The 23,853-nt window shown below is 63.8% G+C and carries 20 protein-coding genes; 17 read left to right on the forward strand and 3 right to left on the reverse strand.

Going from position 1 to position 23,853, the window contains the following annotated elements:
* Positions 1-37: 37 nt before the first annotated feature.
* A complete protein-coding gene (gspG, locus tag ACWFUC_RS06075; RefSeq protein WP_034331869.1) occupies positions 38-493 on the reverse strand; it encodes a type II secretion system major pseudopilin GspG in 456 nt (151 codons plus the stop codon).
* A 104-nt stretch (positions 494-597) separates the two neighbouring features.
* Positions 598-930 carry an iron donor protein CyaY gene (gene cyaY / locus ACWFUC_RS06080; protein WP_489624381.1) on the reverse strand — a complete coding sequence of 111 codons (333 nt, stop codon included), beginning with the start codon at positions 928-930 and terminating at the stop codon, positions 598-600.
* 49 nt (positions 931-979) lie between these two features.
* On the opposite strand from cyaY, the gene lptM reads away from it, so the two are divergent.
* From lptM to ACWFUC_RS06165, 17 genes are all read left to right on the forward strand, one after another.
* Positions 980-1,216, forward strand: coding sequence for an LPS translocon maturation chaperone LptM (gene lptM / locus ACWFUC_RS06085; protein WP_121042375.1), 237 nt, complete (start codon positions 980-982; stop codon positions 1,214-1,216).
* A 112-nt stretch (positions 1,217-1,328) separates the two neighbouring features.
* Positions 1,329-2,621 carry a diaminopimelate decarboxylase gene (gene lysA, locus ACWFUC_RS06090; protein ID WP_489624382.1) on the forward strand — a complete coding sequence of 431 codons (1,293 nt, stop codon included), beginning with the start codon at positions 1,329-1,331 and terminating at the stop codon, positions 2,619-2,621.
* A 326-nt stretch (positions 2,622-2,947) separates the two neighbouring features.
* Positions 2,948-3,895, forward strand: a complete 948-nt coding sequence (locus ACWFUC_RS06095) for a phage tail protein (protein WP_489637503.1) — start codon at positions 2,948-2,950, stop codon at positions 3,893-3,895.
* A gap of 257 nt (positions 3,896-4,152) precedes the next feature.
* Positions 4,153-5,610, forward strand: a complete 1,458-nt coding sequence (locus ACWFUC_RS06100; RefSeq protein ID WP_034329437.1) for a high affinity choline transporter 1 — start codon at positions 4,153-4,155, stop codon at positions 5,608-5,610.
* A 197-nt stretch (positions 5,611-5,807) separates the two neighbouring features.
* Entirely contained in the window at positions 5,808-6,554 is a 747-nt protein-coding gene (gene otsB, locus ACWFUC_RS06105) for a trehalose-phosphatase (RefSeq protein ID WP_489624384.1), read from the forward strand.
* Between the two features lie 84 nt (positions 6,555-6,638).
* Positions 6,639-8,528 carry a glycoside hydrolase family 15 protein gene (locus ACWFUC_RS06110; RefSeq protein WP_134221083.1) on the forward strand — a complete coding sequence of 630 codons (1,890 nt, stop codon included), beginning with the start codon at positions 6,639-6,641 and terminating at the stop codon, positions 8,526-8,528.
* On the forward strand, positions 8,528-9,922 hold the full coding sequence (otsA, locus tag ACWFUC_RS06115; protein WP_489624385.1) for an alpha,alpha-trehalose-phosphate synthase (UDP-forming): 1,395 nt from the start codon (positions 8,528-8,530) through the stop codon (positions 9,920-9,922). The genes ACWFUC_RS06110 and otsA overlap by 1 nt, the downstream gene beginning before the upstream one ends.
* A gap of 178 nt (positions 9,923-10,100) precedes the next feature.
* Positions 10,101-10,457 carry an FmdB family zinc ribbon protein gene (locus ACWFUC_RS06120; protein ID WP_121042382.1) on the forward strand — a complete coding sequence of 119 codons (357 nt, stop codon included), beginning with the start codon at positions 10,101-10,103 and terminating at the stop codon, positions 10,455-10,457.
* A 19-nt stretch (positions 10,458-10,476) separates the two neighbouring features.
* A complete protein-coding gene (locus tag ACWFUC_RS06125; RefSeq protein ID WP_034329425.1) occupies positions 10,477-11,112 on the forward strand; it encodes a DUF502 domain-containing protein in 636 nt (211 codons plus the stop codon).
* Between the two features lie 96 nt (positions 11,113-11,208).
* Positions 11,209-13,014, forward strand: a complete 1,806-nt coding sequence (gene aspS, locus ACWFUC_RS06130) for an aspartate--tRNA ligase (RefSeq protein WP_209533794.1) — start codon at positions 11,209-11,211, stop codon at positions 13,012-13,014.
* Positions 13,015-13,299: 285 nt separating this feature from the next.
* Positions 13,300-14,601 (forward strand): MFS transporter, encoded by a 1,302-nt coding sequence (locus ACWFUC_RS06135; protein WP_121042384.1) that lies wholly within the window; start codon positions 13,300-13,302, stop codon positions 14,599-14,601.
* An 8-nt stretch (positions 14,602-14,609) separates the two neighbouring features.
* A complete protein-coding gene (locus ACWFUC_RS06140) occupies positions 14,610-15,839 on the forward strand; it encodes a metal-dependent hydrolase family protein (RefSeq protein WP_034329458.1) in 1,230 nt (409 codons plus the stop codon).
* 116 nt (positions 15,840-15,955) lie between these two features.
* A complete protein-coding gene (locus tag ACWFUC_RS06145) occupies positions 15,956-16,861 on the forward strand; it encodes a LysR substrate-binding domain-containing protein (protein WP_252697055.1) in 906 nt (301 codons plus the stop codon).
* 50 nt (positions 16,862-16,911) lie between these two features.
* On the forward strand, positions 16,912-17,415 hold the full coding sequence (gene nudB, locus ACWFUC_RS06150; protein ID WP_121043062.1) for a dihydroneopterin triphosphate diphosphatase: 504 nt from the start codon (positions 16,912-16,914) through the stop codon (positions 17,413-17,415).
* Positions 17,416-17,469: 54 nt separating this feature from the next.
* Positions 17,470-18,267 carry an endonuclease/exonuclease/phosphatase family protein gene (locus ACWFUC_RS06155; RefSeq protein ID WP_039785241.1) on the forward strand — a complete coding sequence of 266 codons (798 nt, stop codon included), beginning with the start codon at positions 17,470-17,472 and terminating at the stop codon, positions 18,265-18,267.
* 2 nt (positions 18,268-18,269) lie between these two features.
* Entirely contained in the window at positions 18,270-19,433 is a 1,164-nt protein-coding gene (locus ACWFUC_RS06160) for a phospholipase D-like domain-containing protein (RefSeq protein WP_039785243.1), read from the forward strand.
* Positions 19,434-19,569: 136 nt separating this feature from the next.
* Entirely contained in the window at positions 19,570-20,745 is a 1,176-nt protein-coding gene (locus tag ACWFUC_RS06165) for an acetyl-CoA C-acetyltransferase (RefSeq protein WP_039785245.1), read from the forward strand.
* A gap of 335 nt (positions 20,746-21,080) precedes the next feature.
* On the opposite strand, the gene ACWFUC_RS06170 is transcribed toward ACWFUC_RS06165, so the two are convergent.
* Positions 21,081-23,735 carry a type VI secretion system Vgr family protein gene (locus ACWFUC_RS06170; RefSeq protein WP_489637504.1) on the reverse strand — a complete coding sequence of 885 codons (2,655 nt, stop codon included), beginning with the start codon at positions 23,733-23,735 and terminating at the stop codon, positions 21,081-21,083.
* Between the last annotated feature and the right edge of the window lie 118 nt (positions 23,736-23,853).

Genomic DNA, 23,853 nt, shown 5'->3' on the forward strand with positions numbered 1-23,853 from the left:
GCTTGATCAGGCGGTAGTTGCCGCCTGATCGGTCTCCTCAATGCTGGCGGATGACCTGCTCGCCGTCGGCACCGCCGTCCGGGCCGGCCTGGCCGAAGGAATAGAGTTCGTAACTGGTGCCGTCGTCATCGGCACCGTACTGATAGGAATTGCCCCAGGGATCGCGCGGCAGGCGATCCACGTAGCCGCCGATGGGCCAGTTGCCCGGCACGGGTGCCCGGGTCGGCTTGATCACCAAGGCCAGCAGGCCCTGGGCGGCGCTGGGATAGCGGCCATTGTCCTGGCGATAGCGTTCCAGCCCGGCGGCGATGGCTTGCATGTCCTTCTCGGCGGCCAGGGCTTGCGGGCTGTGGTCGTGGTTGAAGCGCGTCACCAGCGGTGGCAGCAGCAGGGCGGCCGCCACGGCCAATACGGTCAGCGCCAGGATCCAGCGCAGGCGCGCCAGGCCGCGCTGCAGGAACAGGAAGGCAGGATGTCGGAGAGATCGACGCATGAATGCTGCAGTCTTATTGTTGTGGACGGTGCAAGCCGGCAGGGCGCAGGTTCAGGCGCACCGCCGCTGGGGCGGCAGGACGCGCAGGCCGGCGCCGCGCTGGCTCAGGGCTTGATGGTGACGGGAACGCCCGCCTGGCTGCTGACCACTTCCGACAGCGTGGCGTAAAGCTCGGTGCCATCGCGGGTGTTGAGCCAGTGGCTGCCGTCGAACTTGTAGTGGAAGCCGCCGGAACGCGCGGCCAGCCACATTTCCTGCATGGGGGCCTGGCTGTTGATGATGATCTTGGAGCCATTGTCCACGCACTCGATTTCCAGCACGTTGCCGCTGCGGCTGCATTCCACATCCAGGTCCCTTGCGTCGCAGGCGTCTTCCAGGGCCGTCTCGATGGCGTTGAGGGTGGCGTCAGCCAGGTCCAGGAATTCCGATTCGGTCATGCTACACTCCAAGTCATTCTAAGATTTCGATGTAATCCGTCATTTTATCGTGAAGTCACCCCATTCTCCCGTCCGTTGTGCAGCTTCCCTGGCGCTGTGCGCCGCCGTCCTGATGCTGGCCGGTTGCGGCCAGAAAGGCCCGCTGTACATGCCCAAGGTGCCGCCTGATCCCTTCGTGCGCACCCAGCCCGCCGCGCCGGCAGCGGCCCAGGACAAGGCAGGCACCCAGGAGGGTGAGGCCAAAGCCTCCGGCGACACCCCCGCCGCCGACGCTCCCAAACGATGATGCCTGGCTGAAACATCGCGCTGTACTGCGGCCGGTCCCCCGGCAATGAGGGCGGGGACTGCGCCGGATGATTCCACCGATTGCCTTTTTCCGCTGACTTTTCCGGATTCCCATGTCCCACTTTTCCTATCGCAACGGCGCGCTGCACGCCGAAGACGTCTCCCTGCAAGCCTTGGCCGATCAGTTCGGCACCCCGCTCTACGTTTATTCCAAGTCGGCGCTGGTGCAGAATTTCTCGGCCTATGCCGATGCCTGCCGCGCGGCAGGCCGTGCCGAGGGCGGCAAGGGTGGCGCACTGGTGTGCTACTCGGTCAAGTCCAATTCCAACCTGGCGGTGCTGAACCTGCTGGGCAAGCTGGGCTCGGGCTTCGACATCGTCTCCGGTGGCGAGCTGCTGCGCGTGGTGGCCGCCGGCGGCGATGCGCGCAAGGTGATCTTCTCGGGCGTGGGCAAGGGCCGCGACGAGATGAAGCTGGCGCTGGAACATGACATCCTCTGCTTCAACGTGGAATCCATCCCCGAAGTGGCGCGCCTGAATGAAGTGGCCGGTGCGCTCGGCAAGCGCGCCCGCATCTCGCTGCGCGTCAATCCCAACGTGGATGCCAAGACCCATCCCTACATTTCTACCGGCCTGAAGGAAAACAAGTTCGGCGTGGCCTATGAAGATGCGCTGAACTGCTATCGCGCCGCCGCTGCCCTGCCCAACATCGACGTGGTCGGCATCGACTGCCACATCGGCTCGCAGCTGCTGGACGACTCGCCGCTGCTGGAAGCACTGGACAAGATCATCGACATGGTCGACGCGCTGGAAGCCGAAGGCATCGCGATTCACCACCTCGACATCGGCGGGGGCATCGGCATCCGCTACGACGACGAGCAACCGGTGGCCATCGGCGACTACCTGGCGCGCGTGTTCGCCCGCGTCGACGCCTGGCGCGCCAAGAAGTACGACGGCCGCCCGATCCAGGTCATGTTCGAGCCGGGCCGCTCGGTGGTCGGCAATGCCGGCCTGTTGCTGACCGAGGTGCAATACCTCAAGCATGGTGAAGAAAAGAACTTCGCCGTGGTTGATGCTGCCATGAACGATCTGATGCGTCCGGCCATGTACGAAGCCTGGCATGGCGTGCAGACCGTGAAGGAAAACGCCTGCCAGCCCCGCATCTACGACGTGGTCGGTCCGGTGTGTGAATCCGGCGACTGGCTGGCCCGCTCGCGCGAACTGGCCATCCACGAGGGCGACCTGCTGGCCCTGATGTCGGCCGGTGCCTACGGCATGACCATGGCCTCCAACTACAACACCCGTGGCCGTGCGGCGGAAGTCCTGGTCGATGGCAGCCAGGTCCACCTGGTCCGTGCCCGTGAAAATCCGGCCGACCTGTTCGCGCTGGAAAAGATCGTGGACTGACGCGATTTATTGTCAGTCTGCCAAGCGGCAGTCCCGGAAACGGGGCTGCCGTTTCCTTTTGTGCATCATTCCGGGCGCGTTTATTGATAGCCCGGCAAGTCCCGCCTGGCTTGGCTGCAGATATTTTTTGCAGAGCCGCATTTTTGTTTTGCCTTTCAGAAATTTCGGCGCAAAATAGCCATCCGTCCGAAAAACAATCGAAGCATCAGAACATGCCTGGGGGCAGAGCTGCCCGCAACGCGAGACCTGGCAAGCATTCACGGACGTGAGGGAGCACATCAGGGCCACCGGGACGGTGGTCGCTAGCGTCATACAGGGGAATTCCAATGCAAGTTCTGGAACGGTCAGAGGGAGATCGCGACCGTCGCGTCGCCAGCGAGGTCGTGGCGCAGGCCGGCCATGGCGATCCGTCCGGCCAGGTCATACACAGCAGTCAGTCCAGTCACGCCAGCCAGTCGCCGGCACCAGCACGCGTTGCGTCCGTGCAGCCTGACCTGAGCGAAGAGGAACTGGAAGTCCGGGCCTCGCACATCACGGCTGCCGCTGTTGCCGCAGCCGCCGTTACGGCGGCGGTGGCTACCTCAGCCGGCACCGCCAGCCTGCCGTATGAAGACACCGCCACGGCGCCGGCGGCGCAGGAAGAGCCCGCAGCCCAGACCCGCCGTGGTCCGCGTGGTCCGCGCAGCGAACCGGAGCCGCGCGCGTCGACCCGTGGGGCCTTGCTGGTCTCGCTGCTGACACTGGCCATCATCGGCGTCGCTCTGTGGGTGGGGGCGCAATGGCCGCAACGCTCGCTCAAGCCGGTGATGCAGCAATTGCCGTCGCTGTCCAAGGCGGCCCCGGTGGACGCCGTGGCGCCGCCCGCCAGCCTGGACCATGCCGAGCCGGCCGCCACTGATGCTGCCCCCGGCCCCGAAGTGATCGCCCAGCTGCAGCAGGAAGCCGACGACAAGGCCCGTCAACTGGCGCAGAAGCGCGCCGCCGCCGAAGCCCGCCACCGCCGCGAGGATGCCGCCCTGGCCCTGCGCGAACAGCGTCGCCGCGAAGCCGAGGCCCAGCTGGCCAACGCCCGCGCCAAGGCGGAGCGGGCCCAGGCCGTGGTGCCGGTGCCGGAAGTGGTGGAAGTGCAGCCCGTGCCGACCCTGGCCGAGCAGGTCAAGCAATGCAGCACCTTGTCCGTCTTTGCGCGCGAGAGCTGCCTGTGGAAGCTGTGCGACGGCAAGTGGGGCAAGAACGGCTGCCCCTCCTACGAGCGCAACAACGAAGGTGCCTGATCCCTCCCTCTCCTGCGCTGCCGCTTCAGGTGGCGCAGGCTGCTTCACTCCCGCTTCATCTCCCCCGACAAATTCCGGAAGGCCCGCCCGTGCGAGCGGGAGCATTTCTTGCTTGCCGACAGACCAGTCCGCAGCGAGCGGCCAGCACGGCTGTGGTCCGCTGGCGACAGATGAAAAGTCTTGCCGCAAGCGGCTTTGCGCGAGGAAGTTGCCGCTATAATGCGCGTTTTTCTTACCCCCCCTGCAAGGAAAAAGGCATGAATGCACTGCTCTGGTTCGTCGTCCTCTACTGGGTCATCTCGGTCGGTATCGGCCTGTATGCCACCCGCTACGTGAAGAGTTCGAAGGACTACGCCGTCGCCGGCCGCTCGCTGCCGATGTCGGTGGTGACCGCGACCGTCTTTGCGACCTGGTTTGGCTCCGAGGCGGTGCTCGGCGTGTCCTCGACCTTCCTCAAGGACGGCCTGGGCGGCATCGTGGCCGATCCCTTCGGCTCGTCGCTGTGCCTGATCCTGGTGGGCGTGTTCTTCGCCAAGAAGCTGTACCGCATGAACCTGCTGACCATCGGCGACTACTACAAGAAGCGCTTTGGCCGCGCCGCCGAAATGCTGGTGACGATCTGCATCGTCATCTCCTACCTGGGCTGGGTGGCGGCGCAGATCAAGGCGCTGGGACTGGTCTTCAACGTCGTCTCGGGCGGCTACATTCCCATGCACTGGGGCATGATCATCGGTGCCGGCAGCGTGCTCATCTATACCCTGATGGGCGGCATGTGGGCCGTGGCCATCACCGACTTCCTGCAGATGATCATCGTGGTGGTCGGCATGCTTTATATCGGGTATGAAGTTTCGGGTATGGTCGGCGGTCCGGGGGTGGTGATTGCGCACGCCGCCGAGGCCGGCAAGTTCAACTTCTGGCCGGCCGCTGAACTGAAAGACGTGCTGTGGTTCTTTGCCGCCTGGATCACCATGATGCTGGGCTCGATTCCACAGCAGGACGTGTTCCAGCGCGTCATGTCCTCCAAGAACGAGAATGTGGCGCGCAACGCCTCGGTGCTGGGTGGCGTGATTTATTTCTTCTTCGTCTTCATCCCCATCTTCCTGGCCTATTCCGCTACGCTGATCGATCCGGCCATGGTCTCGCGCCTGCTGGAAACCGATTCCCAGCTGGTGCTGCCGACCCTCATCATGGAAAAGATGCCGGTGTTCGCCCAGGTGATGTTCTTCGGCGCGCTGCTGTCGGCCATCAAGAGTTGCGCCAGCGCGACCCTGCTGGCACCGTCGGTGACCTTCACCGAGAACGTCCTCAAGGAAATTCGCCCGTGGAAAAGCGACCGTGAATTCCTGTTCTCGATGCGCGCCGTGGTGCTGGTCTTCACGGTAGGCGTGACCACGCTGGCCCTGAACAGCCAGTCCAGCATCTATGAAATGGTCGAGAACGCTTACAAGGTGACCTTGGTGGCGGCCTTCGTGCCGCTGGCCTTCGGCGTCTACTGGCAGCGCGCCACCCGTCAGGGCGCACTGATGGCCATGGTGCTGGGCCTGGTCTCCTGGATCACGCTGGAATACGCCGCCCCCGACGGCCTGTGGCCGCCGCAACTGGCCGGCCTGCTGTTCTCCATCGGTGGCATGGTGGCCGGTTCGCTCCTGCCCCAGGTGCTGGCCCCGGTGCCGCCCATGGTGGCGGTGCCCGCCGAGGGCAGCGTCCAGTCCTGATCCCTCTTGCCTGATTGAAACGGTCGCCGGCCTTGCCGCGCGGCCGTTTCGTCTTTTTGGGGAAGCCGCCAGAACTGCTGGGCCAGGTGCTGTCAAAGCAATTCCAACGCCCGGGTTTTCGAACTTGTTCGATATTTATTTGACAATAATTCGAGAGCCACCCGGAACTTATTTGCTTTCCATCAACCTGAAATGGCATGACTGAGCACATTCGCCCCTACGATGTCGCTGCCGATGCGTTGTTTCTGGACTTCGACGGCACCCTGGTCGACCTGGCGCCCCAGCCTGAAGAGATCGTGGTGCCGCCGGAGCTGATCACGCTCCTGCAGCGCATCCAGCAAGAATCGGACGGCGCGCTGGCCATCGTCAGCGGCCGTCCGCTCGATCAACTGGATTTCTTCCTGGCCCCGCTGCGCCTGCCTGCGGCCGGTGTGCATGGTGCCGAGCGGCGTACGGCCGATGGCCGCATCCTGCAGCAGCCGGTGCCGGACGTGCATCACCTGCGCGAGCGCCTGCTGCCGCTGGTGGAGTCGCATCCCGGCCTGCAGCTGGAACTCAAGCGCGGCGCACTGGCCCTGCATTACCGCCACGCCGCCCATCTGGAACAGCGCTGCGTGGAGACCATGATGGACGCGCTGCGCCATGAACCGGGCTTCACCTTGCTGCACGGCAAGATGGTGGTGGAAGCCAAGCCGCACATCAACAAGGGCGACGCCGTCGCCGCTTTTCTGCATGAGGCCCCATTCCGGGGCCGCCGTCCGGTCTTCATCGGCGATGACGTGACCGATGAAGCCGGCTTTGCCATCGCCCAAGGTGAAGTCTTCGGCGGATTTGGCGTCAAGATCGGCGCCGGCCCCAGCCAGGCCCTGCAACGCCTGGCCGATCCAGCCGCCGTGCTGGACCTGCTGCGCCAGAGCGTGGAGGTACGCAGCACCCCCGGATAGCCTTCGTACCGGCCTGTTTGCCGGCCCCGCAGCACATCGCCTTCCATCAAGAAATCTGACCCACAGAACAGAGCACGAGGAACCATGAGCCAGCCCAGCCCCGATCCGCATCAAGAAGCGCAACCGCAACCCCACTCCCAGACGCAGCATTCCGAACAACCGCACCTGGCCGCCCAGGCGCACGACATGCCCTCGACCTCCTCGCTGGAGCTGGGCGTGATCGGCAATTGCGCCTTCTCGGCCTTGGTGGACAAGATGGGCCGCATCGTCTGGTGCTGCCTGCCGCGTTTCGATGGCGACCCGGTCTTCAATGCGCTGCTCGACCCTACCGACAGCGGGGCACTGTGGGCCTTCCAGCTGGAGAATTTTTCCCACAGCGAGCAGTGGTATGAACCCAATACCGCCGTGCTGCGCACCCGCCTGTACGACACGCTGGGCCAGGGCATCGAGATCACCGACCTGGCGCCGCGCTTCCAGAGCCGCGGCCGCTTCTTCCGGCCGCTGCAGCTGGTACGCCGCATCCATCCGCTCTCGGGCGCGCCGCGCATGCGCGTGGTGCTGCGTCCCAAGTTCGACTGGGGCCGCGAAGTGCCGCCGCAGACGCGCGGCAGCAACCACATCCGCTATGTCGGCCAGGAACAGACCCTGCGCCTCAATACCGATGCGCCCATCAGCTACATCGTCGACGAGACCGCCTTCGTGGTCAGCCGCCCCTACAACTTCATCCTCGGTCCGGACGAAACCCTGCATGGCGGCATCAACGATACCGCCCGTGATTTCGAGCAGGAAACCACCGCCTACTGGCGCAACTGGAGCCGCGCCCTGGCCACGCCGCTGGAGTGGCAGGATGCCGTCATCCGCGCCGCCATCACGCTGAAATTATCAGTGTATGAAGATACGGGCGCGATCATCGCCGCCATGACCACCAGCGTGCCCGAAGCACCGGGCAGCCAGCGCAACTGGGACTACCGTTATTGCTGGCTGCGTGACGCTTTCTTCGTGGTGCGTGCCCTCAACAGCCTCTCCGAGCTGGGCACCATGGAAGACTACCTGCGCTGGCTGACCAATGTGGTGGTGCGTTCCGGTGGCGGGCACGTGCAGCCCCTGTACGGTATCGGCCTGGAAGAAGCGCTGCCCGAGCAGATCCTGGATCACCTGCCGGGCTACCAGCATCACCAGCCGGTGCGCGTGGGCAATCAGGCGTATGAACATTTCCAGCACGACGTCTACGGCAACATCGTGCTGGGCGCGGCGCAGGCCTTCCACGACATGCGCCTGCACCATCGCGCCGGGGCCGAACACTTCCAGCATCTGGAAGCCGTGGGTGAACGTGCTTATGAAGTCTACAACCAGCCCGATGCCGGCATGTGGGAGTTGCGTACCCGCTCGCGCATCCATACCTCGTCGGCGCTCATGAGCTGGGCCGCCTGCGACCGCCTGGCCAAGATCGCCGCCCGCGTGGACCTGCCCGAGCGCGCCCGCTACTGGGGCGACCGTGCCAAGGAAATCGGCGACCGCATCCTCACCGAAGCCTGGAATGAACAGCGCCAGGCCTATGCCGAAAGCTTCGGCGGACGCGACCTCGATGCCAGCGTGCTGCTGATGGTGGAAGTGGGCCTGATCTCGCCCACCGATCCGCGCTTCATCTCCACCGTGGAAGCGCTGGAGAAATCGCTCTGCGACGGCCCCTACATGCGCCGCTACGAAGCCCCGGATGATTTCGGCCGTCCCGAGACTGCCTTCAACATCTGCACCTTCTGGCGCATCGACGCGCTGGCGCGCATCGGCCGCAAGGAGCAGGCGCGCGAGATCTTCCAGGCCATGCTGGATGCCCGCAACCACCTGGGCCTGCTGTCCGAGGATACGCATCCGGTCACGCGCCAGATGTGGGGCAATTTCCCGCAGACCTATTCGATGGTGGGCATCATCAACTGTGCGATGCGCCTGTCGGCGTCATGGGAGGCGGTGATCTGATGGGCAGACTCGTCGTCGTTTCCAATCGCCTCGCCGATCCCCGCAAGCCGGCTGCCGGCGGGCTGGCCGTCGCGCTTGGCGAGACACTCAAGAAGACTGGCGGACTCTGGTTCGGCTGGAGCGGCAAGGTGGTCGAGAACGGCACGCCCGGCGAGGGCGAGCTGCGCGTCAACCAGGCCGGCACGGTCACCCTGGCCGAACTCGATCTGTCGCAGGAAGACCATGATGCCTACTATCGCGGCTACGCCAATGGCGTGCTGTGGCCGGTCTTCCACTATCGGCTGGACCTGGCGCATTTCGAGGCCGGCCACCTGGGCGGTTATCGCCGGGTCAATCAACTCTTCGCGCGTAAATTGTTTCCGCTCTTGAAGCGCGATGACATTGTCTGGATCCACGATTACCACCTCATCCCGCTGGCCGCCGAACTGCGCGCCATGGGCTGCGAGGCGCGCATTGGCTTCTTCCTGCATATCCCGCTGCCGCCGCCGCCGATCCTGACCGCCATCCCTTCGCATGAATGGCTCATGCGCGCACTGTTTGCCTATGATCTGGTGGGCTTCCAGAATCACGCCGACCTGCAGCACTTCGCCCAGTACGTGCAGGCCGAAGCGACCGCCGAGCCGGTCGGTCCCAACCAGTTCCGCGCCTTCAACCGCACGGTGCATGCCAATGCCTTCCCGATCGGCATCGACGTGGCCGAATTCCAGCGCCTGGGCCAGGCCAAGGAAGCGCGCGATACCTATGAAAGCACCAAGGCCGAGTACTCACGCCGGCGCTTGCTGATCGGCGTGGACCGGCTGGATTACTCCAAGGGCCTGCCGCAGCGCATCCGCGCCTTCCGCGAGCTGCTGCGCCTGTATCCGGAAAATCGCCACAGCGCCACCTTGTTGCAGATCGCCTCGCCCAGCCGTGAAGACGTGGAAGCCTACGGCGACATCCAGCGCGAGCTGGAAAGCCTGTGCGGCTCCATCAACGGCGACTTCGGCGACTTCGACTGGATGCCGATCCGCTACATCCACCGTACCGTGGCGCGCCGCCGACTGCCAGGTTTGTACCGTGCTTGCGCTGTGGCCCTTGTGACGCCCCTGCGGGACGGCATGAACCTGGTGGCCAAGGAGTTCGTCGCCTCCCAGGATCCGGACGATCCGGGCGTATTGGTGCTCTCGCGCTTTGCCGGGGCGGCCGAGCAGATGAAACAGGCGCTCATCATCAACCCCTACGACACCCACGGTGCCGCCCAGGTGATCCAGCAGGCCCTGCAGATGTCGCAGGGCGAGCGGCGCGAGCGCCATGCCGCGCTGATGGAGAACATCCGCCAGTTCGACGTGCATTGGTGGTGTCGTGAATTTCTTGACACCCTGCGCAGCAGCCGCGCCGCCCCTGTTGAGGGATGAGACGGGAGCAGGCCACCGGCAGGGCAGGGTGGCGAATAAACTTTCCAAAAAGCAAATCTTTGCCTGGTGCGAGGCCCGAGCCGTCGCGCCAGCGCATCGCCTGCGCGGGCAGGTTCACTAAAACTCCGCCAAAAGCCTTTATAATTCAGGGTTTTGGAAGTTTTTTGCGGAGTTTGTCATGCCCATTTATGCGTATCGCTGCGAAGCGTGTGGTTTTGCCAAGGATGTCTTGCAGAAGATCTCTGACGATGCGTTGACCGTTTGCCCCTCCTGCAACAAGGACAGCTTCCGGAAGCAGCTGACTGCGGCCGGCTTCCAGTTGAAGGGTTCGGGCTGGTACGTGACCGATTTCCGGGGCAATGGCAGCGGCACGGCCAACAGCAAGGGTGCCAATGGCACCGGCATTGCCGGCTCAGCTGACGCCCCCGCTGCGCCTGCCGATGCACCTGCTGCTGCAGCTGCTCCGGCCGCTGCGCCCGCACCGGCACCGGCGGCGGCTGCCCCTGCGGCAGCGTCCACCCCCAGCGCCAGCTAACGAGGCCTTCCTTTCCCCCATGCGCAAATACTTCATTACGGGTCTGCTGATCCTGGTCCCCCTGGCGATCACGCTGTGGGTACTGAACCTGATCATCAGTACCATGGACCAGTCGCTGCTGCTGCTGCCGGAGGCCTGGCGGCCGGCGCACTGGCTGGGCCACAACATCCCCGGCCTGGGCGCGATCCTGACCTTGCTGATCGTGTTCCTCACCGGCCTGGCCGCGCGCAATTTCATCGGCCGCCGCCTGGTGCTGCTGTGGGAAGGCCTGCTGACCCGCATTCCGGTGGTGAAGTCGATCTATTCCAGCGTCAAGCAGGTTTCCGACACGCTGTTCTCGCCTTCCGGCAACGCCTTCCGCAAGGCCGTGCTGATCCAGTACCCGCGCCAGGGTTCGTGGACCATCGCCTTCCTGACCGGCGCGCCCGGTGGCGAGGTCAAGAACCACCTGCAGGGTGACTTCATCAGCGTGTATGTCCCTACCACCCCCAACCCGACTTCCGGTTTCTTCCTGATGCTGCCGCGTGCCGATGCCATCGAGCTCGACATGTCGGTGGATGCAGCCCTGAAGTACATCGTCTCCATGGGCGTGGTCGCCCCCGAGATGGTCACCGACAAGAAGATCATCACCGACGCGGCGGCGCCGAAGAATTGAGGGGGCGGCCGGCAGTCCGCTGCCCGGCCAGCCCCGCCTTCGCCCTTAGCGTCTTCTCTGAAATCCAACAAGAACACTGTCAACGGAATCACAACCATGTCCATGCGAACCCAATACTGTGGCCTCACTACCGAGGCACTGCTCGGCCAAACCGTCAGCCTGTGCGGCTGGGTGCACCGTCGCCGCGATCACGGCGGCGTGATCTTCATCGACCTGCGCGACCGCGAAGGCCTGGTCCAGGTAGTCTGCGACCCGGATCGCGCGGATGTCTTCAAGAATGCCGAATCGGTGCGCAACGAGTTCTGCCTGCGCATCACCGGCCTGGTGCGCAACCGTCCGGAAGGCACCACCAACGCCAACCTGAAGTCGGGCAAGATCGAAGTGCTGTGCCAGGAACTGGAAGTGCTGAACCCGTCGGTGACGCCCCCGTTCCAGCTGGATGACGAGAACCTGTCCGAAACCACCCGCCTGACCCACCGCGTGCTGGACCTGCGCCGTCCGCAGATGCAGAACAACCTGCGCCTGCGCTACAAGGTCGCCATGGAAGTGCGCAAGTTCCTGGATGCACAAGGCTTCATCGACATCGAAACCCCGATGCTGACCAAGTCCACCCCGGAAGGCGCTCGCGATTACCTGGTGCCCTCGCGCGTGAACGCCGGTGAATTCTTCGCCCTGCCGCAATCGCCGCAGCTGTTCAAGCAGCTGCTGATGGTGGCCAACTTCGATCGCTACTACCAGATCACCAAGTGCTTCCGCGACGAAGACCTGCGTGCTGACCGCCAGCCGGAATTCACCCAGATCGACTGCGAAACCTCCTTCCTGAACGAACAGGAAATCCGTGACCTGTTCGAAGGCATGATTCGCCTGGTCTTCAAGAACGCGCTGGACATCGACCTGCCGAACCCGTTCCCGGTGATGGACTTCGCCACCGCCATGGGCATGTATGGTTCGGACAAGCCGGACATGCGCGTCAAGCTCGAATTCACCGAGCTGACCGATGTCATGAAGGATGTGGACTTCAAGGTCTTCTCGGGCGCTGCCAACAGCGAAGGCGGCCGCGTGGTCGGCCTGCGCGTGCCGGGCGGCGCTGAAATGCCGCGTTCGGAAATCGACGCCTACACCCAGTTCGTCGCCATCTACGGCGCCAAGGGCTTGGCCTACATCAAGGTCAATGAAAAGGCCAAGGGCCGTGACGGCCTGCAGTCGCCCATCGTCAAGAACATCCACGATGCGGCCCTGAACGCCATCCTGGAAAAGACCGGCGCACAAGACGGCGACTTGATCTTCTTCGGTGCCGACAAGGCCAAGGTGGTCAACGATGCCATCGGCGCGCTGCGCGTGAAGATCGGCCACAGCGAATTCGGCAAGAAGAACGGCCTGTTCGACGACGCATGGCGTCCGCTGTGGGTGGTCGACTTCCCCATGTTCGAATACGACGAAGACGGCCAGCGCTGGGTCGCCCTGCACCACCCGTTCACCTCGCCCAAGGATGGCCACGAAGACTTCATCTCGACCAACCCGGGCGCGGCCATCGCCAAGGCCTACGACATGGTTCTGAACGGCTGGGAACTGGGCGGCGGCTCGGTCCGTATCCACCGCGCCGACGTGCAGAGCAAGGTGTTCCGCGCCCTGAAGATCGATGACGAAGAAGCCCGCCTGAAGTTCGGCTTCCTGCTGGACGCCCTGCAATACGGCGCGCCCCCGCACGGCGGCATCGCCTTCGGCCTGGACCGCCTGGTCACCATGATGGCCGGTGCCGAATCGATTCGCGACGTGATCGCCTTCCCCAAGACCCAGCGCGCCCAGTGCCTGCTGACCCATGCCCCGTCGGAAGTGGACGAGAAGCAGCTGCGCGAGCTGCACATCCGCCTGCGCAATACCGAGCCGGCAGTGAAGGCCTGATCGATTCATCGATTCGACATTCAGCTCCGTATCGATTCATCGATTGGGTTGATGAATCGATGAGGGCAGCAACAAGAAGCGCGTGCAGAAATGCACGCGCTTTTTTCATTCCGGTAGCGGATTCCTAAACGATATAAACAATATAAAAAGTTAAGGCGAAAAATCGCCAAATCATTTACGCATGCATGCGCACAGAGCATGGCTGCATGCACAGATATCATTTCCGCCAGTCTCCCGCTGACCCTATTATCGGCCGCATATCAACGTCTGACATGAGGGGAGAGCATGCAAGCAACGACATTACCAGCCGGCGGGATTCCGGTGGTCACCAACCACCAGCGCCGTCGCGCGATCATTGCCACCGTGATCGGCAATGGTCTCGAATGGTTCGATTTCACCGTCTACAGTTTCTTCGCGGTGATCATCGCCAAGCTGTTCTTCCCCACCGGTAACGACCTGACCTCCTTGCTGCTGGCAGTGGCCACCTTCGGTGTCGGTTTCTTCATGCGTCCGGTGGGCGGCATCCTGCTGGGCATCTACGCCGACCGCGTGGGCCGCAAGGCGGCGCTGTCGGTCACCATCCTGCTCATGGCGGTGGGCACCACCATGATCGGCCTGGCACCGACCTATGAAAGCGTGGGCCTGTTCGCCCCGCTCATCATCGTCGTGGCACGCCTGCTGCAAGGCTTCTCGGCCGGCGGCGAAATGGGCAGCGCCACCGCTTTCCTGACCGAATACGCGCCCGAGCGTGAACGCGCCTATTACTCCAGCTGGATCCAGGCCAGCATCGGCGTGGCCGTGCTGCTGGGTGCAGCCGTCGGTACCTTCGTCACCACCAGCCTGGATCCGCAGGCCCTGGCCAGCTGGGGCTGGAGACTGCCCTTCCTGCTCGGCATCATCATCGGCCCGGTGGGTTACTACATCCGCAATCACCTCGAAGAAACCCCGACCTTCCTCGAAGAAAAGGACAAGACCGATTCGCCCTTGAAGGAAGTGATCCGCAACTTCCCGCGCGAGACTTCGGCCAGCTTTTCGATGGTGATCCTGTGGACGGTCTGTACCTATGTGCTGCTGTTCTACATGCCGACCTACTCGGTCAAGGTCCTGAAGCTGCCGCAGACCACCGGCTTCATCGCCGGCATGGTCGGTGGACTCTGCATCATGGTGTTGGCCCCCATCGTCGGCCGCCTGGCCGACCGCATCGGACGCCGTCCGCTGCTCTCGGGTGCGGCCGCGCTGATCCTGGTGCTGGCCTATCCCATGTTCGCTTACATCAACAGCGCGCCCAGCCTGTCCACGCTGCTGATCTTCCAGCTGGTCTTCGGCACCCTGATTGCGGCCTATACCGGCCCCATCCTGGCGGCCTTCTCCGAACTGTTCCCGGCCAAGGTGCTTTCCACCGGCCTGTCGGTGGCCTACAACCTGGCCGTGACCATCTTCGGCGGCTTTGCTTCCTTCTTCATCACCTGGCTGATCGCTGCCACCGGCAACAACATGGCCCCGGCCTTCTACGTGATGATCGCCGCTGCCATCAGCTTCGTCGGCACCCGCTTCGTGCGTGAGCCGCAGTACCTGCAACAACACTGAAATTCGCCATGACCAAGATTCTCCTGAAGGGCGGCAACGTCCTCGACCCGGCCCTGGGCAGCCTGTTCCCGCGCCATGATGTCCTGATTGAAAAAGACCGCATCGTCGATGTCTCCGCTACCCCGCTGGAGGTGAGCGGCGCACGCGTGATCGACGTCACCGGCAAGACCGTCATGCCCGGCCTGATCGATTGCCACGTGCACGTGCTGGCCTCGCTGGCCAACCTGGGCCTGAATGCCTTGCAACCCGGCTCGCTGACTTCGATCCGCGCCTTGCCCATCGTCGAAGCCATGTTGAATCGCGGCTTCACCAGCGTGCGTGATGCGGGCGGTGCCGACTGGGGCCTGGCGCAAGCCATTGCCATCGGCCTGGTGCCGGGCCCGCGCATCTTCCCCTCGGGCAAGGCGCTGTCGCAAACCGGCGGCCATGGCGATTTCCGTCCGCGTTCCGATGTGCTGGAGCCGTGCTCCTGTGCCTTCCGCGCCGGTGCCATTGCGCGCGTGGCCGATGGTGTGGATGCCGTGCGGCTGGCTGCCCGCGAGGAATTGCAGAAGGGCGCAACCCAGATCAAGATCATGGCCTCGGGCGGCGTCGCTTCGCCGACCGACCCCATCGGCAATACCCAATACAGCGAAGATGAAATCCGCGCCATCGTGGCCGAAGCCGAAGCCGCGCAGACCTACGTGATGGCGCATGCCTACACCGGCCGCGCCATTGCCCGTGCCGTGCGCTGCGGCGTGCGCACCATCGAGCACGGCAACCTGGTCGATGCCGAGGCCGCACGCGTGATGCGCGAGCACGGTGCCTTCGTGGTGCCCACGCTGGTCACCTACGACTCGCTGGCCCGTGATGGCGCGCGCCTGGGCCTGCCGCCGGATTCGGTGGCCAAGATCGAATCGGTGCGCCAGGCCGGCCGTGACTCGCTGCGCATCTATGCCGAGCACGGCGTGCAGATGGGCTTCGGCTCGGACCTGCTGGGCGAGATGCATCAGGATCAATCGACCGAATTCCTGATCCGCGCCGAGATCCTGGGCAACCTGGAAACCATCCGCTCGGCCACCTCGATCGCCGCTGCGATCCTGCAGCGCGAAGGCGAACTGGGCACCGTGCGCGCCGGTGCGCTGGCCGACCTGATCGTGGTCGACGGCAATCCGCTGCAAGACATCACGCTGCTGACCGGCCAGGGTGAACACCTGTCGCTGGTCATGCAATCCGGTCACATCCACCGCAGCCGCTGATCGCCCTAGGTCTCTTCCGCCGCCGCTTTCCGCATGTCATGGGAAAGCTGCGGCGGGCATGCTTTTCGCTCTACCATCTCGACCTGGATGAGACCTTTCGAGCCGGAGCGCCGACCATGCGTATATCGCCCCTTCCCCCATTACCTTCGCTGATCGCCTTCGAGGCGGCCATGCGCCATGGCAGCTTCACCCGCGCGGCGGCTGAACTGCACCTCACGCAAAGCGCCATCAGCCGCCAGATCGCCCAGCTGGAGCGCTTTCTCGGCAAGAAGCTGTTCCTGCGCGAGCCGCGCGCGTTGCGCCTGACGGTGAGCGGCCAGCGCTATGCCGCGCTGGTGCAGCGCCTGCTGGTCGATTGCGCTGAAGCCACTGAAGACATCATGAAGCGCAAGGGCCATCAGGAACTGACGGTGGCCTGTTCGCAGGGGGTGGCGGTGCTGTGGCTGACACCGCGCCTGGCGCATTTTCGCGCCCAGCATCCGGATTGCCACCTGCGCCTGGTGGTCAATGACAGCCTGGCCCAGCTGTCCGAAACCGATTTCGACATGGGCATCTACTTCCTGCGCGATGGCCCGCCTTCGGGCCTGGCGGTGCGCCGCCTGTATGACGAGGAAGTGTTCCCGGTCTGCTCCCCGGCCTATCTGAAGGGACGTACGCTGGCCCCTGCCGAGCTGCCCCAGGAAACCCTGCTGATGCTGGAGGACGGGCAGCGCCAGTGGATGTCCTGGCAGAACTGGCTGGCGCACAACGGGGTGGACGATGTGCGCATCGAACAGCAGATCCTGTCGAACCAATATCCGGTGCTGTTGCAACTGGCCATGGAAGGGCAGGGTATCGTGCTGGCCTGGCGTCACATGATCGACGCCTGCATGGAACAAGGGCTGCTGGTGCGCGCCTGTGAAGCCAATGCCAGCCTGGGCGGCGGTTATTATGCGGTGTGGCCGCGCGACCGCATCGAGCATGCAGCGGCACGGGCCTTCCGCAGCTGGCTGGTGGCCGAGAGCGAAGCCTCGCTGCTCTGAAACGCTGCCGTCCCGATACAATGGAGCCTTTCCCGCATCACGGACAGGCCATGACGCAAGCCAAGCCCTACAAGATTCCCGAATCGGTGCTGGTGGTGATCCACAGCGCCGATCAATACGTGTTGTTGATCGAACGGGCCGACCAGCCCGGCTTCTGGCAATCGGTGACCGGTTCCAAGGATGCCCTTGATGAGCCCTTGTCGGAGACCGCCCGACGCGAGGTGGAGGAAGAAACCGGCATCGTGGTGGCCGACACCGGCGTAGACTCCTTGCAGGATGGCGGAAACCGCGTGCCGCGCGCGCATCTGCGCGACTGGCAACTTTCCAACATCTATGACATCTATCCGGTCTGGCGGCACCGCTATGCGCCGGGCGTGACGAGAAACACCGAACATGTCTTTGGCTTGCTGGTGCCCCGTGATATTCCGGTGACGCTGGCCCCGCGCGAGCACACCCGCCATGTCTGGCTGCCGTATCGCGAGGCGGCCGACCGCTGTTTCTCGCCCTCCAATGCGGAAGCGATCCTGCAGTTGCCGCGCTATCTGGCGACCTAGCCAGCGTCTTGCGCGGGACCGCCACCGGACAAGAACAAGAGAAAGGTTGCATCGATGAAGCTGCGCGTTGCCACATACAACATCCACAAGGGCGTGACCTCCTTTGCCGGCCGCCCGCGCATCCTGGCGCTGAAGCAGGCGCTGGCACAATTGGATCCGGACATTCTGTTCCTGCAGGAAGTGCAGGGCCGCCACGACCTCAACGCCCTGCGCCACGCCTCCAACTGGCCGCAGCAGGGGCAGCATGAATATCTTGCCGGTGATACCCACCACGCCGCCTACGGCATGAATGCCGTGTATGACCATGGCCATCATGGCAATGCGCTCATCTCGCGTTTTGAAATCGCTTCCATCCGCAACCAGGATGTGTCGGACCATGCCTATGAGTCACGCGGCATCCTGCATTGCGTGGTGCCCATCGAAGGGGTGGAGGTGCATTGCTACGTGATTCACCTGGGGCTGTTCGCAGGGGGCCGTCGGCGCCAGATCGATGCGCTGATCCAGGCCGTGAGCACCTCCTCGCCGCCCGATGCGCCCTTGCTGATTGCCGGTGATTTCAATGACTGGACCAACCAGCTGAGCCGTACCCTGTATCAGAATCTGGGCGTGACCGAAGTGTTCGACCAGCCGCAGCCCAATGCGCGCGGCGTGATGCATGGCTTGCGCCGGCTCGGTGGCTTGTCGGCACCGATCCGCCCGGCACGGACCTTTCCGGCCATGATGCCGTGGCTGAGATTGGACCGCATCTATGTGCGAGGTTTCCGCGTGGAAATGGCGGAGGTCCTCAAGGATGGCCCCTGGGCGCGCCTGTCGGACCATGCCCCGATCGTGACCGAACTGCAGCTGGCCTGATCTTGCGCCACCTCACCTTTACTGACGGCAACCAGATTGCGCTGCTGCACAGTGGCGCGGGGTTCTATCCCGCCCTGATCAGCGCCATCGACGCAGCACGCGTCGAGATCTATCTGGAAACTTATATTTTTTCGCTCGACGATACGGGAATACTGGTCTGCGAAGCCCTGCAAAGGGCCGCCGGACGCGGCGTTGTGGTCTATGTCATCAATGACTGGCTCGGTACCGGACGCGAAAATACTAACAAATTGCGACTCGCGCTGACGGCGGCCGGGGTGCAGCATCGCTCCTTCAATCCGTGGTTCCGGCGCGGCGTGGCGCGCAGCCACCGCAAGCTGTGCGTGGTGGATCGGCAGGTGGCCTTCGTTGGCGGGCTCAACATCAATGACGACATGGTGTCCGACCGTGACCACATCACCGCGCTGCCCGCACCGCGCTGGGATTTCGCCGTGAGCGTGCTCGGGCCGCTGGTGCAGGACATCTATCGTGAAGTGCAGGCGCAATGGCTGCGTGTGGGGCGCATGAAACTGAAGGCGCGCTGGCGCAACTTCAAGCGCCTGCGCCATGGCCACCCAGGTCCAGTGCATGACCAGACCCAGGCTGCGCTGGTGGTGCGCGACAATTTCCGCAACCGGCGCACCATCCAGCGCGCCTATCTGCAGGCGCTGGGGCGTGCGCGCGAGACCGCCTTCCTCGCCAATCCCTATTTCGCCCCGGGCCGCAAGATGCGCCGCGCGCTGGAAGAAGCCGCCATGCGCGGGGTGAAGGTGACCCTGCTGCTGGGCGTGGGACAGTTCGTGATGCAGGATGCGGTGGCGCATTCCTTCTATCCCAAGCTCCTGCGGGCGGGCGTGCGCATCATCGAATACACCCATACGGAACTGCATGCCAAGGTGGCCGTGGTGGATGACAAATGGGCCACCGTGGGATCGAGCAACTATGACGGCCTGTCGCTGTTCGTCAACCAGGAAGCCAACGTGGTGGTGCAGGATCCGGCCTTCGCCGCTTACCTGCGCCAGGAGATCGAAGCCGGTGCGGCAGGGGGCCGGGTGGTGCACCTGTCGGACTTCCTGCACGTGCCCTGGTACAAGCGCGCGGCGTATGGTGCGGCCTTCCTCCTCTATCGCACGGTAATTCACATCATCACGCTCGGAAAAGACGCTTGAGACTTTTTGCCGGGTGTTTGATTTACCGAAAATTCACCATATCGCGTTCCAAGCTGAAATCGAATAAGATGACCATCCCGGTTTTCGAAGGACAGCCGTGCGCGGCTTCCTGCCATTTCAATAAAAGGAGCGAGTTATGGATGATGTGGTCATTGTCGCAGCACAGAGAACGGCGATCGGCAAATTCGGCGGATCCTTGTCGAAGATTGCGGCGGCCGATCTGGGTGCGCAAGTCATCAAGGCCCTGCTGGCCAAGACCGGCATCAAGCCGGAAGCCATCAGCGAAGTCATCCTCGGCCAGGTGCTCACGGCTGGCCTGGGCCAGAACCCGGCGCGCCAGTCGGTCATCAAGTCGGGCCTGCCTGACATGGTCCCGGCCTTCGTGGTCGGCAAGGTCTGCGGCAGCGGCCTGAAGGCGGTGCAGCTGGCGGCGCAGGCGATTCGCTGCGGCGACGCCCAGATCGTCATCGCCGGTGGCCAGGAAAACATGAGCGCCTCGCCGCACGTGCTCAACAACTCGCGTGACGGTTTCCGCATGGGCGATGCCAAGCTGACCGACACCATGATCGTCGATGGCCTGTGGGACGTCTACAACCAGTACCACATGGGCATCACCGCCGAGAACGTGGCCAAGAAGTTCGAGATCAGCCGCGAAGAGCAGGACGCCTTCGCTGCCGCCTCGCAGAACAAGGCTGAAGCGGCGCAGAAGGCCGGCCGGTTCAAGGATGAGATCGTGCCCATCGAAATCAAGGGCAAGAAGGAAACCGTGGTCTTCGATACCGATGAATTCGTCAAGCACGGCGTGACTGCCGAAGCCCTGGCGGGTCTGCGTCCGGCCTTCGACAAGGCTGGCACGGTGACGGCCGGCAACGCCTCCGGCATCAACGATGGTGCGGCGGCCGTGGTGGTGACCTCGGCCAAGCTGGCCGCGGAACTGGGTCTGCCGGTGCTGGCCAGGATCAAGGCGTATTCCTCGGCTGGCCTGGATCCCAGCATCATGGGCATGGGCCCGGTGCCGGCATCGCAGCTGACCTTGAAGAAGGCCGGCTGGACGCCGCAGGATCTGGACCTGATGGAAATCAACGAAGCCTTCGCCGCGCAAGCCATTGCGGTGAACAAGCAGATGGGCTGGGACACCAGCAAGATCAACGTCAACGGCGGCGCCATCGCCCTGGGCCACCCCATCGGTGCCTCGGGCTGCCGCGTGCTGGTGACGCTGCTGCATGAGATGGTGCGCCGTGATGCCAAGAAGGGCCTGGCGAGCCTGTGTATCGGTGGCGGCATGGGCGTGGCGCTGGCGGTGGAGCGTTGAGCCTGTTGATGCGCTTGTCGTGATGAAGAAACGCCGGCTTTTCAGCCGGCATTTTTCTTTGGGGCAAGATGGGGGGCCCGCCGATCAGCTTCCTTTTGCCATTGGTTCTTCCGCACTGAAATTGCGGATCGTGATGGCTTTGCGTCCTGAAGGCAGGGGTTGGTTGGCCTGATCCAGCCATTGCCATTCAATTTCTTTCGGAGAGATGTCCAGCCCGCGATCACGCTGATCGGGGAAGGGCTGCCCTTCTTCGACATAGGCCTGGCGGTTCCACTGCGCGAGTCTTCAGGCCAGCCGGTGGCGAACGCAGATCGTGTACACGCTGGATTTTCTGATCAGCCGTGGCCACCCGATTCCAGGCATCCACGAAATTCTTGCTCACGCTGATGAGCGCCTCGCCGCAAATGCGGCAAGCGTAATCTTGAAATGGCTTCAATCCGGGTAGAGCGTCCCCGCCTCCTTCCCATGATGCGCCCCGGCGCGGATCGTGAAACAGATGCCGGCGCGTGTTCGATGAGGCTGGCATTCCAGCGGCTGAAGCTGCCGCCGCCATGGATTTGCGTGTCATCGCGCGAACGGATGCTGATCTTCGGGGCCTGCAGAATGATCTCTTCGCTGGCCTCCAGCAGGATGCGTCGCGCAGCCTGAAGCTCGACGTGTTCTTCGTGCGCCTGCACCTTGACACTGCCCTTGCCGCTGATCAGCTTCATGTGCTTGCCGGCAAAGGCAGCGAACATTTCTCCTGCCCGCATCAGCAATTTGCGTCCGGCATTGAGCTGGGTATTGTCCCGGCTGACCAGGTCGATATGCCGGGACGCGCCCAGCACCATGGTGTCCTGGCTCGTCACGCTCACGCCGGCCGGTGCGTCGAGGGCGACCATGGGTGCCGCAGCGTGCCTCGTGCCGCCGGCCGCTTCGCTCGTGTCCCATGACTGCAGCTGCTCCCTGATGCGCTCCAGCTGCGCCAGATCGGTCACTTCTGCGTGGTACCTGGCGGCATCCTGGCTCAGGCGCTGCGCCAGTTCCTCCAGACTGTGCAGGGTGTCCAGCAGGGCCTCGCGCTCCAGCATGCGGCCGCGCCCCCGGTCCTGTGCTTGTGCCGTAATGAGGATGCCTTCGGCCCCACGCAGGACGCCATGCCCATCCGTGCGCGCCTCCAGTCCCTCGCCACGATCATCTCCCTGCCCATCGTGACGCGGCTCGGTGAGATAACCCAGATTGATCTGGCTGTGCTGGTGCTCGCTGGCCAGTTGCGTGCTGATCTGTCCGGGTGTGTCATCCAGCCGCAGCTGGTTGTAGCGGACGCCTTCGATCTCCTTGCTCTTGATCCCCGAGAGGAAGCGATTGCCGGGCAAGCCGCCGTTGTGGCTGAAGCGCGCCGGATGGTTGATGCCGTTGTGCAGGACACCGGCGACGAACATCTTGTCCGGATCTCCCCCAAGAAAATCGATCAGCACTTCCATGCCGACCCGCGGCACCGCATCGTGCCCATAGCCTGCCCCGGCCCAGGCGCTCGATACCCGTACAAATGCGCTATCCCGTTCCTGCCCGCTGGTGCCCGCACCTTGCGCATGGACATGGTCTTGCGCATGCAAGCCCTGCAGTTGCACCTTGATGCGGCCCAGTTCGTCGCAGTACACCTCCTCGTTGGCAGGCCCGACTACCAGTGCGGTGACCGGATGCACGGCCGGCAGATGCAGCCGGGGATCGTAATGCGGTGCCAGCGGCGCGCTGCGGCGGCGGCAGCTGAGCTGGTTGCGGTAGCGCATGTCCGCTGCGCCCTGTACATCGGCTTGCCAGGTGGAGGCGGGCAGCAGGCGGTCGATCGCATCCTGCAACGCTTTGGGGAAATTGTTTTCGGCTTGCTGCCGCAAGGAGGTCACGATGAATTCGCGCAAGGTGCGATCTTGGCCGTGCATGTCCGGATGCCCTTCCAGCTCGAACCAGTGCCCCACCGCCAGATCGCGCACCGTACCACTGGCCTCGAAGGATTCGCTGCGGCCCTCGTGCGCCAGCATGCGGGCATCGGCCAGGCGCAAGTGATCTTGCTGGCCATCCGCAGCGTGAGGGGCCTCGATCAACCCGTCATTCAGGATGGCCGCCAATGCCCGGCCGGTATCGCCCTGGTCGATCGCGCTGTGGCTGGCGGCTTCCTCCACGCGCACCGCCTTGTAGTCCCAGCTGCCGCGCCATACGCGACCCGGCACCAGGTTGCGCTGGCGGCTCCATGCGCTGATGGTGTCGCGCTCCTCGGTGGCACCCTCGCGGTGGTAACGCACCGTACCGGCAAGGGCTCGGGGCAGCAGGGCGGACTGATCGCAGAACACCAGCTTATGCATTGGAACGTCTGCATCCTCTGTCCTGCCGGTCTCGGCAGCGGGCTGGGGGCTGGCTACATACCAGGCAATGCCCTCGCGCCGGCAGAGCCGCCTGATGAAGTGCGCATCGGATTCGTTGAACTGATGGCTGATCTCGCGCATCGGATAGCGGCGATCTTCCAGGCCATCCAGATCGAAGTGAAACGCCGTCGCCAGTGCGGGGCTGCGCTGACGCCATTCACCGAGCATGATCTCCAGGATGCGCGGCACGCTCAGTTGACGGAAGACGCGGGTGTTGATGCGCTCCTCCATGATCGACAGCGCGTCCTTGAGCGTGAGCTGGTAGACCCGCAGCGCACCGTCGGCCTGGCCGGCGCGCGCCTCGGTGATGATCCCGTTGGTGTGATGCAGAGCGCCGCGGTCAGTCACGATCTCGATGCCCAGCGGCTGTCCGAGCAGGGCCTGCAGCGGCAGTTCAGGATCGCTGGACACGCAGGTCAGCTTCGCCTGCAGCCCTTCCAGACAAGCTTCCTCGATGTCGACCCGCTGCACCAGCAGCCATTGCGCGAAACGAGCTTCCTGCGCTCGCCAGCGCAGCCTGAGGGGACGGCGTTGCTGCGAGAGTACGACGCCGGCAAATGCCGCAGCGATGGTCTGGAATTGATCTGTCATGGCGGAATGGACGGCAGCGACAAGTGTGGTCGCAAAACTGGTCAGCATAGTGAGGCTGATCCACCAGGGCAGAGATTCACCAAAGAAAGGATGTGAATCCCGATTTTCTTGAGCAAAT

The sequence above is a fragment of the Herbaspirillum sp. Her4 genome (genome assembly GCF_057961335.1).